Annotated in this window: 15 protein-coding genes and 3 riboswitches; of the genes, 7 read left to right on the plus strand and 8 right to left on the minus strand. The window is 66.1% G+C overall.

Annotation, left to right across the window (positions count from 1 at the left end; all coding sequences use genetic code 11):
• Window positions 1-28 precede the first annotated feature (28 nt).
• A riboswitch (glycine riboswitch) is annotated at window positions 29-123 on the minus strand.
• A gap of 12 nt (window positions 124-135) precedes the next feature.
• Window positions 136-237, minus strand: a riboswitch (glycine riboswitch).
• 121 nt (window positions 238-358) lie between these two features.
• On the minus strand, window positions 359-1690 hold the full coding sequence (locus PQU96_RS07015) for an amino acid permease (protein ID WP_272771560.1): 1332 nt from the start codon (window positions 1688-1690) through the stop codon (window positions 359-361).
• A gap of 244 nt (window positions 1691-1934) precedes the next feature.
• Entirely contained in the window at window positions 1935-2843 is a 909-nt protein-coding gene (gene gluQRS / locus PQU96_RS07020; protein WP_272771561.1) for a tRNA glutamyl-Q(34) synthetase GluQRS, read from the minus strand.
• Window positions 2844-2941: 98 nt separating this feature from the next.
• On the opposite strand from gluQRS, the gene fdxA reads away from it, so the two are divergent.
• A complete protein-coding gene (fdxA, locus tag PQU96_RS07025; RefSeq protein ID WP_272771562.1) occupies window positions 2942-3265 on the plus strand; it encodes a ferredoxin FdxA in 324 nt (107 codons plus the stop codon).
• 90 nt (window positions 3266-3355) lie between these two features.
• Window positions 3356-4309 carry a tRNA (adenosine(37)-N6)-dimethylallyltransferase MiaA gene (gene miaA / locus PQU96_RS07030; protein ID WP_272771563.1) on the plus strand — a complete coding sequence of 318 codons (954 nt, stop codon included), beginning with the start codon at window positions 3356-3358 and terminating at the stop codon, window positions 4307-4309.
• A gap of 99 nt (window positions 4310-4408) precedes the next feature.
• On the opposite strand, the gene dtd is transcribed toward miaA, so the two are convergent.
• Window positions 4409-4861 carry a D-aminoacyl-tRNA deacylase gene (gene dtd / locus PQU96_RS07035; protein ID WP_272771565.1) on the minus strand — a complete coding sequence of 151 codons (453 nt, stop codon included), beginning with the start codon at window positions 4859-4861 and terminating at the stop codon, window positions 4409-4411.
• Between the two features lie 68 nt (window positions 4862-4929).
• On the opposite strand from dtd, the gene yaaA reads away from it, so the two are divergent.
• Both yaaA and PQU96_RS07045 read left to right on the plus strand, forming a co-directional pair.
• Window positions 4930-5709: a peroxide stress protein YaaA gene (gene yaaA / locus PQU96_RS07040; protein ID WP_272771566.1), complete on the plus strand. Its 780-nt coding sequence runs from the start codon at window positions 4930-4932 to the stop codon at window positions 5707-5709.
• Between the two features lie 50 nt (window positions 5710-5759).
• Window positions 5760-6158 carry a GFA family protein gene (locus tag PQU96_RS07045; RefSeq protein ID WP_272771567.1) on the plus strand — a complete coding sequence of 133 codons (399 nt, stop codon included), beginning with the start codon at window positions 5760-5762 and terminating at the stop codon, window positions 6156-6158.
• Between the two features lie 37 nt (window positions 6159-6195).
• On the opposite strand, the gene PQU96_RS07050 is transcribed toward PQU96_RS07045, so the two are convergent.
• Entirely contained in the window at window positions 6196-7191 is a 996-nt protein-coding gene (locus PQU96_RS07050) for a 2-hydroxyacid dehydrogenase (RefSeq protein WP_272771568.1), read from the minus strand.
• Between the two features lie 230 nt (window positions 7192-7421).
• On the opposite strand from PQU96_RS07050, the gene PQU96_RS07055 reads away from it, so the two are divergent.
• From PQU96_RS07055 to PQU96_RS07065, 3 genes are all read left to right on the plus strand, one after another.
• The gene (locus PQU96_RS07055; protein ID WP_272771569.1) at window positions 7422-9014 is read left to right on the plus strand and encodes a methyl-accepting chemotaxis protein; all 1593 of its coding nucleotides are present in this window, start codon (window positions 7422-7424) and stop codon (window positions 9012-9014) included.
• 131 nt (window positions 9015-9145) lie between these two features.
• Entirely contained in the window at window positions 9146-9601 is a 456-nt protein-coding gene (mscL, locus tag PQU96_RS07060) for a large-conductance mechanosensitive channel protein MscL (RefSeq protein ID WP_272766193.1), read from the plus strand.
• A 75-nt stretch (window positions 9602-9676) separates the two neighbouring features.
• Window positions 9677-9858: riboswitch (yybP-ykoY riboswitch) on the plus strand.
• Window positions 9859-9863: 5 nt separating this feature from the next.
• Window positions 9864-10421 carry a TMEM165/GDT1 family protein gene (locus tag PQU96_RS07065; RefSeq protein WP_272771570.1) on the plus strand — a complete coding sequence of 186 codons (558 nt, stop codon included), beginning with the start codon at window positions 9864-9866 and terminating at the stop codon, window positions 10419-10421.
• A gap of 61 nt (window positions 10422-10482) precedes the next feature.
• Here PQU96_RS07065 and PQU96_RS07070 read toward each other — a convergent pair whose 3' ends face one another.
• The 4 genes from PQU96_RS07070 to PQU96_RS07085 form a co-directional block, all read right to left on the minus strand.
• Window positions 10483-10659 (minus strand): zf-HC2 domain-containing protein, encoded by a 177-nt coding sequence (locus PQU96_RS07070; protein WP_272771571.1) that lies wholly within the window; start codon window positions 10657-10659, stop codon window positions 10483-10485.
• A complete protein-coding gene (locus PQU96_RS07075; protein WP_272771572.1) occupies window positions 10656-11216 on the minus strand; it encodes a sigma-70 family RNA polymerase sigma factor in 561 nt (186 codons plus the stop codon). Before PQU96_RS07075 ends, PQU96_RS07070 begins: the two co-directional genes overlap by 4 nt.
• Before the next feature lie 14 nt (window positions 11217-11230).
• On the minus strand, window positions 11231-12601 hold the full coding sequence (gene radA / locus PQU96_RS07080; protein ID WP_272771573.1) for a DNA repair protein RadA: 1371 nt from the start codon (window positions 12599-12601) through the stop codon (window positions 11231-11233).
• Window positions 12602-12676: 75 nt separating this feature from the next.
• Complete coding sequence (locus PQU96_RS07085; protein WP_272771574.1) at window positions 12677-13279, minus strand: hypothetical protein; 603 nt, start codon at window positions 13277-13279, stop codon at window positions 12677-12679.
• Window positions 13280-13282: the final 3 nt, after the last annotated feature.

Here is a 13282-nt window from a genome sequence, read left to right on the forward strand (position 1 = left end):
GTCCTTAGGAGTGAGATTTGTCCCTGCCTCACACCCCTCTGTCCCTGCACCTGAGATTTTCCGGCATTGCGCCGTTAGCCCCTTCGGTGGGCGCTGTACGCGCCGCTCTCCAGATTCTGCGGGCCACTAAACGGCCCGATTCTTGCAGTCCTTTTGCCTGAGCGATTGCGGGTGCACTTGCGCCTTCGGCGGCGGCGTCCGGTTTTATCCGGCGCGGCTCTCTCCTGCGGAATGGGCGCATTATCAGCGCAGCCATGGCGCTTGGCAAGTCGGGTTTTGCAACCGGATCAGGCACTTGGCGCAAAAAAGCTTGGCCGCAACAGCGGAAGGGCTTTGCGGCCAACCTTTTAGCGGCGATTTATGCCTTCACGATATTTTCACGCAACTGCCACAAATACACCGGCAGCCCCGCCAACAGCAGCAGCACGCCCCACATCACCACCTCGGCACCGGAGCCGAAAATGGTCCACAGCGCGAACACGAAACCGCCGCCGGAGAATGCCAGCGGCGACAGCCAGTCGCGGGGACGGAACTGGCGGTGGCGCTGCAGCATCACCGCCAGCAGTGCCATGGCGCAGAACGCGTACGGCAGCAAGGTGGTGGCGGTGGCGAGCAGGATCACGAACTCGAAGATCTGCACCCCGCTGTCGCCGCCGGCGTACTTGCACGCCAGCAGGATGGTGACCAGCAGCGTGGACAGCAGCAGGCCGACGATGGGCACGCCGGCCGCGTTCTCGCGCTTGAAGAAGGCCGGGAACAGCTTGTCGCGGGCGGCGGCGGCCGGGATGTGGCCCTGCATCAGGCACCAGCCGTTGAGCGCACCGAAGCAGGAAATCACCGCGCCGAGGCCGACGGCGTAGTACGCCCACTCGCCCCACAGGCTGCGCGCGGCATCGGCAAACGGCGCCGCCGATGCGGCCAACGTTGCCGCCGGCATCAGCCCCTGCAAGGCGACGGTGCTGGCGATGTACAGCGCGGCGGCGATCAGGGTACCCAGCACCGTGGCGCGCGGGATGGTGCGCTCCGGTCGCTCCACGTCACCGGCCGGCACCGACGCCGACTCCAACCCGAGGAAGGCCCACAGCGTCAGCGCCATGGTGGCGGGGATCGCCTCGGCCAGCGGCTTGTGCTGCGGGTTGAACTGCACAAAATCGGGATTCAGGTACAGCAGGCCGGCGACGGTGACCCCCGCCAGCGGCAGCAACTTGATCAGGGTGGTGACGATGGCGACGCGGCCGGAGCTTTGCGCGCCGCGGCTGTTGATCCACGTCACCAGCCAGATCAGGCCGATGGCGGTGGCGCCGGCGGCGAGGTTGCTGTCGTTCAGCCGCGGGAAGAACACCCCCAGATAGCTGACGCCGGCCACGGTCAGCGCGGCATTGCCGGCCCACAGCGCGATCCAGTAGCCCCAGGCAATGAGGAAGCCGGCGAAATCGCCGAAGCCTTCGTGGATATAGGCATACGGGCCGCCGGCCTTGTGCGGCAGCAGCGTCGCCAGCCGCGCGAACACCAGCGCCAGGCAGATCGCGCCCAGCGAGGTGATCACCCAGCCGATCAGCGAGGCGCCGCCGTACTGCGCCAGCGATGCCGGCAGCAGGAACACGCCGGAGCCGATCATGTTGCCCACCACCAGCGCGGTGCACATCCAGATGCCAAGTTTGCCCTTGGCGGCTTGCGGAGCGTGATTCATGCGGCCCTCCCGGCGGAAGGGCGCTGCGGTAAACGGAGAAACGGACACGGCGCGGCGGCCGTGCAAGAGATGAAAGCCTGCATGTGGTTCGAAGGTCCTGAATGGGCGGCGCGGCCGCTTTGCTCTGTTTGCATGTCACGGCTGGCGCGACACGCTGGCAACCTGTCCCGGTTGCTCTGCCATGACAAACGGGCCTCGAAAGAGGCCCGTTTGGCGAAAGGGTGGCGATTGTATACCAAGTTCACTATGCAATGACGATAGGTCCCGCCGGCACCCGTGCCAGTTGCCAGTTGTGCCGCGCCCATTGCCACAGCTCGGCCACCTCGCCTGCCTCCGGCGGCGGCGCATGCCCCAGTCGCGTCAGCGCCTGCCGCAGTTCGGCGGCGGCCGATCTCGCGTCGATCGCCGGCGCCAGCGTCTGTTTCGACAGCTTTTCACCGGCGGCGTTGACCATCAGCGGCAGGTGGCAGTGCGTCACCGCCGGCCCGCCCAGCTTCTGCCGCAGCCACAGCTGGCGCGGCGTGGAGACCAGCAGGTCGGCCCCGCGCACGATGTCGGTCATGCCCTGCGCGATGTCGTCCACCACCACCGCCAGCTGGTAGGCCCAGAAGCCGTCGGCGCGCAGCAGCACGAAATCGCCGATCTCGCTCTGCAGACGCTGGCCGTACTCGCCCTGCAGCCGGTCGTGAAACGCGGTCAGGCTGTCGTCCACCCGCAGCCGCCACGCGCGCGCGCTGCGCCCCGGCGCCACGCCGTGACGGCAGGTGCCGGGATAGACCATGCCGTCGGCGCCGTGACGGCCGGCGGCGGCGATCTCCTTGCGCGTGCAGGCACAGCCGTAGGCGTCGCCCTGCGCCACCAGCTGCGCCAGCGCCGCGCGGTACAGCTCGTGACGGTCGTGCTGGTACACCAGCTCGCCGTCCCACTCGAAGCCGAAGGCCTGCAGCGTGCGCAGGATGGCGTCGGCGGCGCCGGGCATCTCGCGCGGCGGATCGAGGTCTTCCATGCGCAGCCACCACTCGCCGCCGTGGCGCTTGGCTTCCAGATAGCTGCCGACCGCGGTGGTCAGCGAGCCGGCGTGCAAGAGCCCGGTGGGACTGGGCGCAAAGCGGCCGCGGTAGGGCAAAACGGGAACGGGAGCAGTGACGGACATGGCAGGAGCAGCGAAAATAGGGAGAGACGGCTAAAATGTTGACTAAACGACTCAAGCATTACCCCGGACACCCACCATCAATTAAGGAGCGCGCCCAGATGACGCACGTTGTAACCGAAGCCTGCATCAAATGTAAATACACCGACTGCGTCGATGTCTGTCCGGTGGACTGCTTCCACGCCGGTCCCAATTTCCTGGTGATCGACCCCGACGAGTGCATCGACTGCACGCTGTGCGTGGCGGAGTGCCCGGCGGAGGCGATCTTCGCCGAGGAAGACCTGCCGGCCGACCAGCAGGACTTCGTCGCCATCAACGCCGAGCTGGCTCCGCTGTGGCCGGTGCTGTCCGACAAGATCGACCCGCCGGCCGACCACGCCGACTGGCTGAAGGTGAAGGACAAGCGCCACCTGCTGGAGCGCTGAGCCGCGCCGGATCGCCGTTGCGGCCAACGTTGGCCGCAGCCGGCCGCGCCATGCGACAATGGCCGGCCATTTTTCTATCCGCATACCGTCATGTCCGATCTTCCTGCCGCCATCCTGTTGATGGGTCCCACCGCCTCCGGCAAGACCGGCCTCGCGCTGGCGCTGGCCGAGCGTTTCCCGGTCGAAATCGTCAGCGTCGATTCCGCGCTGGTCTACCGCGACATGGACATCGGCACCGCGAAGCCGACGGCGGAAGAGATGGCGCAGTGCCCGCACCACCTGATCGACATCATCGACCCCACGGACGCCTACTCCGCCGCGCAGTTTCACGCCGACGCCAACCGCCTGATCGCCGACATCCACGCGCGCGGCAAGCTGCCGCTGCTGGTCGGCGGCACCATGCTCTACTTCAAGGCGCTGACCGACGGTCTGTCCGACCTGCCGCAGGCCGATCCGGCGCTGCGCCAGCAGCTGGAAGCCGACGCCGCCCGCCTCGGCTGGCCGGCCATGCACGCGCGCCTCGCCGCCCTCGACGCCGTCACCGCCGCCCGCCTCGCCCCCAACGACTCGCAACGCATCCAGCGCGCGCTGGAAGTCTGCCTGCTCAGCGGCGAGACCATGTCGGCGCTGCTGGCGCGCGGCCGCGACGACGCCGCGCGCGGCAATCTGCTGCGGCTGGCGCTGAACCCGGACGAGCGCAGCTGGCTGCACCAGCGCATCGCGCTACGCTTCAACATCATGCTGGAGCAGGGCTTCCTCGACGAGGTCAGCCGCATCCGCGAACGTTGGCCACAGCTGTCGCTGGAGCTGCCGTCGATGCGCTGCGTCGGCTACCGCCAGGCGTGGGAATACCAGGACGGCCTGTACAGCCACGCCGAATTCGTCGAGCGCGGTATCGCCGCCACCCGCCAGCTGGCCAAGCGCCAGATCACTTGGCTGCGCAGCATGGCGCCGGACAACCTGAACCTGGCCGCCGACCACGGCGACATCCTGAGCCCGGCCTGCCGTGCCATCGAACACTGGCAGGCGCAGTTGCACGATTAAGGGCGATAGCACGGCCGCGACCGCCCTCTGTGCAAAGCATTGCGGCCAACGTTGGCCGCAGGCTGTTGCCGATTACCGATTCGGCACTACGCCGCCCGCCTATTCCGGCGCCTTGCTGTCCAGCCAGATCGTCACCGGGCCGTCGTTCACCAGCGCCACCTGCATGTCGGCGCCGAACACCCCGGTCGGCACCGGCTTGCCCAGCGCCGCGCTCATCAGCTCAACGAACTCGTCGAACATCGGCGACGACTGCTCCGGCCGTGCCGCACGGCTGTAGCCGGGGCGGTTGCCCTTTTTGGTGGTGGCGAACAGGGTGAACTGGCTGACCGCCAGCACCTCGCCGCCGCAGTCGAGCAGCGAACGGTTCATCACGCCGTCGTCGTCGTTGAAAATGCGCAGCTGGCTGATCTTCTTCACCAGCCACTCGCTATCGGCGCGGCTGTCCGGCGCCTCGATGCCGACCAGCAACAACAGCCCGGCCCCGATCGCGCCGGTGACCTGGCCATCGACGCTGACCGACGCCTCGCGCACTCTTTGTACCAATACTCGCATCATCCCTCCTGAAAAGCGTTTCGGCTCTGCGTTACAATCCCTGCCATTGCGCGCGACAAGGACCCGCTATGTTAATGGTTATTTCTCCGGCGAAAACGCTGGATTTCGACACCCCGCAGCGGACGGTTCCGTACACGCAGCCGGATTTTCTCGATCACAGCATGGCGCTGATCCGCGTGCTGCGCGACAAGTCGCCGGCCGATATCGCCCAGCTGATGGGCGTCAGCGACGCGCTGGCGCAGCTCAACGTCGGCCGCTACCACGACTGGCAGCCGGATTTCACCCCGGACAACGCCAAGCAGGCGGTGCTGGCGTTCATGGGCGACGTGTACGAGGGGCTGGATGCGGTGTCGCTGAGTGCAGCCGAGCACGACTACCTGCAGCGCCACCTGCGCATCCTGTCCGGGCTGTACGGCCTGCTGCGACCGCTGGACCTGATGCAGCCGTACCGGCTGGAGATGGGCTCCCGCCTCGCCAACCCGCGCGGCAAGAACCTGTACGAGTTCTGGGGCACCCTGATCACCGAGGCGCTGAATCGCGAACTGGAGAACGAGGCGGTGCCGGTGCTGGTCAACCTCGCCTCCGACGAGTACTTCAAGTCGGTGAAGCCGAAGCTGCTTGACGCCAGCATCGTCACCCCGGTGTTCCAGGACCTGAAGAACGGCCAGTACAAGATCATCAGCTTCTACGCCAAACGCGCGCGCGGGCTGATGGCGCGCTGGGCGACGCAGCGGCAGGTGACGGACGCCGAGCAGCTGAAGGCGTTCGACAGCGAGGGCTACGCCTTCGTACCGGAGCTGTCCGATGCCAAAACCTGGCTGTTCCGCCGCGACCCGGCGGCGCAGTAAACCATCCCGCCTTGCGGCCAACGTTGGCCGCAACGCGAAAGGAATCCCCGATGCAAGGCAGCTGTCTGTGCGGCACCGTCCGCTATGAAATCGACCGGCTCGACGGGCCGATCGGCCATTGCCACTGTCTGACCTGCCAGAAGGCGCACGCGGCGGCATTCGCCAGCACCGCTGGCGTGCTGCGCCAGCACTTCCGCTGGCTGGCCGGACAACAGACGCTAGGCAGCTATGAGTCGTCTCCCGGCAAGCTGCGCCACTTCTGCACCCGCTGCGGCAGCCAGCTGGTGGCGGAGCGCACCGCCCAGCCGCACGTCATCGTGCGCGTGGCGACGCTGGACGACGACCCCGGCGTCCGTCCGCAGCAGCACATCTGGTGCAGTCACGACCGGCCGTGGCTGGCAAGCGACGATCAGCCGCACTACGCGGCGTGGCAACCGGGCCGCGAATGACGCTTGCGGCCAACGTTGGCCGCAAGCGCGGACGGCGTCAGCCGTGCACCGCGTTGTCCAGCACCGTGCCGCGGGCGAAGGCCTGCACATTGTCCAGCGTGGTGCGGGCGATATTGTCCAGCGCCTCGCGGGTGAGGAAGCCCTGGTGCGAGGTGACCAGCACGTTGGGGAAGGTTAGCAACCGTGCCAGCTGGTCGTCCTGCAGCCCGGCCTCGGACAGGTTTTCAAAGAACACGCCCTCCTCCATCTCGTAGACATCCAGCCCCACCCCGCCGAGGCGGCCGTCCTTCAGCGCCTCGATCAGTGCCGGAGTATCGATCAGCCCGCCGCGGCTGGTATTGATCAGCAGCGCGCCGCGCTTCATCTGTGCCAGGGTGTCGGCGTCGATCAGGTGCCGCGTCTCCGGCAGCAGCGGCAGGTGCAGGCTGACGACGTCGGACTCGGCCAGCAACGTGGCGCGGTCGACATAGCTGAAGCCGAGCTGATTGGCCAGCAGCCGGTCCTGCGCCACGTCGTGGGCCAGCACGCGCATGCCGAAACCGCGGGCGATGCCGATCGCCGCATCGCCGATGCGACCGGTGCCGATCACGCCGAAGGTCTTGCCGTGCAGGTCGAAGCCGACCAGCCCGTCCAGCGAGAAATCCATCTCGCGCACCCGCACATAGGCCTTGTGGATGCGGCGGTTGACCGCCAGCAGCAGCGCGAACGCGTGCTCGGCCACCGCGTGTGGCGAATAGGCCGGCACCCGCACCACGCGGATGCCGTGCCGGCTACAGGCCGCCAGGTCAACGCCGTTGAAACCGGCGCAGCGGAGCGCCACCAGCCGCGTGCCGCCGGCCGCCAGGCTGGCCACCACCGCCGCGTCCAGCCGGTCGTTCACGAACGGACACACCACCTCGAAGCCGGCCGCCAGCGCCACGGTATCGCTATTGAGGCGCGGCTCGAAAAAGCTCAGTGCAAAACCGTAATCATGATTTGCTAAGGTCAGCGCCTGTCGATCGTATTGCTTGCTATCGAAAACGGCGATTTTCATGCGTGCTCTCCCCTGCTGTATCGGATTCGATACAAAGTTGCCACGACAGATGGCAAGACTCTTTAAAAATCACGGCAATAACCCTGATGATTTTAAACAAAAAAATCGGACCAAGCCGCACTTGATCCATATCAAGTTGATTAAATGCAATGTTTATGACGTAGATATAGGATGTGTGCCTCACAGAACCATTATCTCCACATTTGTCTTGCCGCCTGAACGTCCAGATCATGAAAAAAAACCTGCCCGTCCATGATATTGAAGTGCCGTTTACCAGCGGCCTGATTGTGACCCAAACCGACCTCAAGGGCAGCATCACCTACGCCAACGACAGCTTCGTCCAGCTGTCCGGCTTCAGCCGCGAGGAGTTGCTCGGCCAGAACCATAACATCGTGCGTCATCCGGACATGCCACCGGTGCTGTTCGAGGACCTGTGGCAGACGGTGAAGCGCGGCGACTGCTGGCGCGGCCTGGTCAAGAACCGCTGCAAGAACGGCCACTACTACTGGGTCGATGCCTTCGTGGTGCCGGTCAAGGAACGCGGCACCATCCGCGGCTACATGTCGGTGCGCAGCCCGGCGCGGCCGGAGGCGGTGCGCGAGGCGAAACTGCTGTATCCGCAGCTGATGCAGGGCAAGCCGCTGCCCAGGGCCAAGACACCCGGCCGCACCCTGGCCTGGTTCCGCCGCGCCCATGTCGTGCTGAACACGGCGCTGCTGCTCGGCGCCGGCGTGCTGACCGGCGGCGTTGCCGGCGGCGCGATCATCGGCGCCGGCGCGCTGTCGACGCTGGGCTGGCTGCTGGCGGAAAAACACCGTCGCGAGCACCAGCAGCACCTGCTAGACAGCTGCATGAACATCTCCGAAGGTCGCCTCACCAACGAGCTGGCCATCAACCGCGCCGGCGAACAGGGCAAGCTGGAAACCGCACTCGCCTACATGCAGGTACACCTCAAGGTAATGCTGGACGAGCTGCAGATGACCGCGCGCGCGCAGGCCGAAGAAACCATGCACATGCAGCAGCGCATCGCCGAGCTGTTCAACCGCATGGCCGCCGGCAACGAAAGCGTCAGCCAGATCAGCAGCGCGGTGGAAGAGCTGTCCGCCTCCATCGAACAGGTGGCCGGCCACGCCGAGGAAACCGCCCGCCTCAGCATCGACACCAGCAGCAGCGTGGCGCAGAGCAATGCCGACATGAACACCTCGCAGCAGCGCACGCTGGCGGCGAGCCAGTCGGTGGAGCAGGCGCAGCACATCATCACCGACCTGGCCAGCGCCATCGACAGCATCACCCAGGTGACGCAGACCATCCACGACATCGCCGACCAGACCAACCTGCTGGCGCTGAATGCGGCGATCGAGGCGGCGCGTGCCGGCGAGTCCGGCCGCGGCTTCGCCGTGGTCGCCGACGAGGTACGCAAGCTGGCGGAACGCACCAGCCTCAGCACCGACCAGATCAAGCAGCTGATCCACAATGTGCGCGAGGCGGCCAACAGCACCGTCAGCGCCATCGCCACCATCACCGAGCAGACCCGTGCCGGCGCCGAGGCGCAGCTGCGCACCACCGCCAAGCTGCAAGGGGTGCAGGACAGCTCGCACAGCGTCAACCAGATGATGCAGGCCATCGCCGGTACCAACGCGCAGCAGTCTGCCGCCGCCGCCCACCTCGCCGAGCGCATGGCCCACATCGCCGAGCAGTTTGCCGAGTCACACCAGCACATCCGTTCCGCCAATCACGGCATCGAGAAGCTGGCCGACCAAGCGGCGCGGGTCTCGGCGCTGGCCGCCCACTTCGAGGTGGAAGCGGACACCCAGCCCGCCTGAACCCGGCACGCCCCCCGCTGCCGCGACGGCGGCAGCGGGGGTTTTTGCGTGCAAAAAGCCGTTGCCATTGCCTTTGCCGCTGTCGGATACTAGCTTGTCATTGATATCCGACATTAAACGAAGGGAACAACATGTCCGTACTGAAAGAGTTTCGCGAGTTTGCCATGCGTGGCAACGTCATCGATCTGGCCGTTGGTGTCGTCATCGGCGGTGCTTTTGGTACCATCGTCAAGTCGCTGGTTGATGACGTAATCATGCCGCCGATCGGCCTGCTGATCGGCAACGTCGACTTTGCCAACCTGTTCTTCGTGCTGAAGGAAGGCGCCAAGGCGGCACCGTACGCGTCGGTGGCGGCGGCGAAGGAAGCCGGCGCGGTGACGCTGAACATCGGCCTGTTCATCAACGCGCTGGTCAGCTTCACCATCATCGCCTTTGCCATCTTCATGCTGATCAAGACGCTGAACCGGCTGCAACGTCCGGCGCCGGCGGCACCGGCGGAAGTCACCACCAAGGAGTGCGGCTACTGCCTGTCCAGCATTCCGCTGAAGGCGACGCGCTGCCCGCACTGTACCTCGCAACTGGGCTGATCCGGCCCGGGGTTGGCCGCAACGCTTGCGGCCAACCTTGAAGCGCCTGCCGCCATCGCGTACAATCCGCCTCGTCCTGAGGGAGTAGCCGCTCTGCATTACTGACAGAGGCTTGCGTCAACACACTTGGTTCGCCGGGCAATCCGGCAGCACCATGGCGCAAACAGCCGCAAGGCCTGGCAAGACTCATGATTTTCCGGTGCGTAGCGGGGGCTGCGGCAGCGGAGAATCATGTTGTCCGCGCAGCCCCCCGGATCATTTCATGGAAGCCTTCCTGCTCTCTACCGGCATCGTCGCCCTGGCCGAAATCGGCGACAAGACCCAGCTGCTCGCGCTGCTGCTCGCCGCCCGTTTCAAGAAACCGCTACCCATCATCGCCGGCATTTTCGTCGCCACCGTGCTCAACCATCTTGCCGCGGCCTGGATCGGCCAGATCGCGTCGGCCTACATCACCGACAACATCCTGCGCTGGGTACTGGGCATCTCCTTCATCGCCATGGCACTGTGGATGCTGATTCCGGACAAACTGGACGACGACATGCCGCTGCTGGACCGCGTCGGCGTGTTCGGCGCCACCGTGATCGCCTTCTTCATGGCCGAGATGGGCGACAAGACGCAGATCGCCACCGTGGCGCTGTCGGCCCGCTTCGACGCGCTGCCGGCCGTGGTGATGGGCACCACGATGGGCATGATGATCGCCAACGTACCGGCGGTGCTGCTGGGTGAAGTGGCGGCGCGCAAGCTGCCGGTCGCCACCGTGCACCGCATTGCCGCCTGTATCTTCGCGGTGCTGGGGGTGGTCACCCTGGTTGGTTTCTAAGCCGTTATGCAGTCATGAGAAAAGCCGGATCACATTGTGATCCGGCTTTTTGCCGTTAGCCTCAGCGCTGGCGCCCTTCGCGGATGCCGGCACGCAGCGTCGCCATCTGCTGCCGGAAATGGCGGCAGTTGCGGCACAGCAGCAGGTGGAATTGCAGGCTGAGCTGCTCATGGCGGCTGAGCTTGCGGTCCATCGCGTCGGATATCAGCCGGCTGGCCTCGCGGCAACTGAGCATCATGCGTTTTCCCCCTGCAGCCAGCGCAGCTGCAAACATTCGCGCAGGCTCATCCGTGCGCGATAGAGCATCACCGAACAGTTGGTCGCGCTGATCTCCAGATTCTGACAGATCTCGCTGATATTCATGTCCAGCACCTCGCGCATGGCGAACACCAGCGCGGTGCGCCGCGGCATCGCCTCGGCACAGCGCGCGTACACCTGCCAGAACTGGGCAGCCAGCAGCGACTGCTCCGGCGCTCCCCAGGCGCTGACCTTCTCCTGCCAGTGGCCGTTGGCGCTGAACAGGCCGTCCAGATCGCTGTCGTCCAGGTCCTCGGACAGGTCGGTGGCCACCTCGCGGTGCTGCTTGCGCACCATGTCGATCAGCTTGAAGCGCAGGATGGACGTGAGCCAGGTGCGCAGGCTGGACTTGCCGGCAAAGCGCTCGCGCGCCTCCAGCGCCGCCAGCAGCGCGTCCTGTACCGCGTCCTCCGCCGCGGCACTGTCGCGCAATTGCGCCAGCGCAAAGCGCAGCAGGTAGGGCCGTTCGGCCTCGATCTGTTCAACACTGGGCGGCATGGCGGCTCCCGCAGTCAACGACGGGCACAGTATTCCACGGCTTCGGACAAGCGATCCACCCCGATCACCTCCAGCCCGTCGATGGCCTGGCGCGGCTTGTTGGCCGCCGGCACGATGGCGCGCTCGAAACCGAGCTTGGCCGCCTCTTTCAGCCGCTCCTGGCCGCGCGTCACCGGCCGCACCTCGCCGGACAGGCCGACCTCGCCGAACACCACCAGTTTCTCCGGCAGCGACTTGTTGCGTAGCGAGGACACCATCGCCAGGATGACCGCCAGGTCGGCGGCCGGCTCGTTGATCTTCACACCGCCCACCGCATTCAGGAACACGTCCTGGTCGAAGCAGGCGATGCCGGCGTGGCGGTTGAGCACCGCCATCAGCATCGCCAGCCGGTTCTGCTCCAGGCCGACGGTCAGGCGCTTGGGCTGGAAGCCGTGGGCGTCGTCGACCAGCGCCTGGATTTCCACCAGCAACGGTCGCGTGCCCTCCTGCGTCACCAGCACGCAGGAGCCGGACACGTCGTCGCGGTAGCTGGACAGGAAGATCGCCGACGGGTTGGACACGCCCTTCAGGCCGCGGTCAGTCATCGCGAACACGCCCAGCTCGTTGGCCGCACCGAAACGGTTCTTGATGGCGCGGATCATGCGGTAGCTGGAGTGGCTGTCGCCCTCGAAATAGAGCACGGTATCGACGATGTGTTCCAGCACGCGCGGCCCGGCCAGCGAGCCTTCCTTGGTGACATGGCCGACCAGGATGATGGTGATGCCGCTCTGCTTGGCCATCCGCGTCAGCTGCGCCGCGCACTCGCGCACCTGCGACACCGAGCCGGGGGCAGACGTCACCTGATCGGAATACAGCGTCTGGATCGAGTCGATCACTGCTACTTCCGGCATCTCGGTCTGCAGCGTGGCGAGGATGGACTCAAGCCGGATCTCCGACAGCAGCCGCACCCGCGCCGCGTCCACCGTCAGCCGCGAGGCGCGCAGCGCGATCTGCTGCGGCGACTCCTCGCCGGACACGTACAGCACCTTGCGCGTCGAGCCGATGGCCGACAGCGCCTGCAGCAGCAGCGTGGACTTGCCGATTCCGGGATCGCCGCCCAGCAGCACCACCGCGCCCTTGACGATGCCGCCGCCAAGCACGCGGTCCAGCTCCTCGATGCCGGACGGCTCGCGCGGCACTTCCGCCGCCTGCACCTGCGACAGCTGCTGCACCGGCTGCGTTTGCGCCGTCCAGCTCTGGTAGCGGGCGCTGGCCGCCGGGGCCGGCGCGGCCACGGTTTCGGTCAGCGTGTTCCATTCGCCGCAGTGCGGGCACTGGCCCTGCCACTTGGGCGAGCTGCCGCCGCATTGCGTGCACTGATAGAGGGTCTTGTTGAATTTGGCCATAGGGTCTTCAGAAAATGACAAAACCCGTTAGTGCCGGCACTAGCGGGTTGCAACAGGGGGCACGGGGTGCGCCGATTATTTCTTGACCATGGCGGCCGGCTTGCCGAAGGAATCCTCCTGCCCCGCGGCCGCCGGCGGCGCGCTCTGTTCGTTGATCAGGCTGAGCAGGCGCTGCTCCGAAGGCGACGGGCCGTTGTCCTTGGGCTTGATATCTTCCCGGCCATTCTTGCGGATGGCGGACAGCACCGCCTCGACCTGCGGGTCGTTGCGCGCCAGTTCGTCGGCTTCGGCGCTGGTCAGCGAATGCGGCTTCGCCAGCGGGGCATGCGAGCTTACGGCCGGCTCATTTTTTTTTTGAGCCGCGTGTTCCGCCGCTTTTGCACTGCTGCTGTCGACCGCGGCCAGCGGCGCGGACAGGTCCGGTGCCGGCTCCGGCGGCGGGTCCATGGTATCCAGCTTGTTCTTGGCCATGTATTCGTGCATCTCGCGCCAGCCGGCGTAGATCTGCGCCTTGTCCGCATCCGGATTGCGGGCATAGCACGCCTCCAGCGAACGGCCGGTCTGGCGGCAGGCGGCGCCGATGGCCTTGTTGGCCTCGGCCGCCAGGCCGCTGACATTCATCACCCAGTTACAGCCGCCAAGCAGCAACAGCGCTGGTAATAACAGATAGGCACGCATACT

It is taken from the genome of Vogesella margarita, from assembly GCF_028548475.1.
In the GTDB taxonomy this organism is placed as follows: Bacteria; Pseudomonadota; Gammaproteobacteria; order Burkholderiales; family Chromobacteriaceae; genus Vogesella; species Vogesella margarita.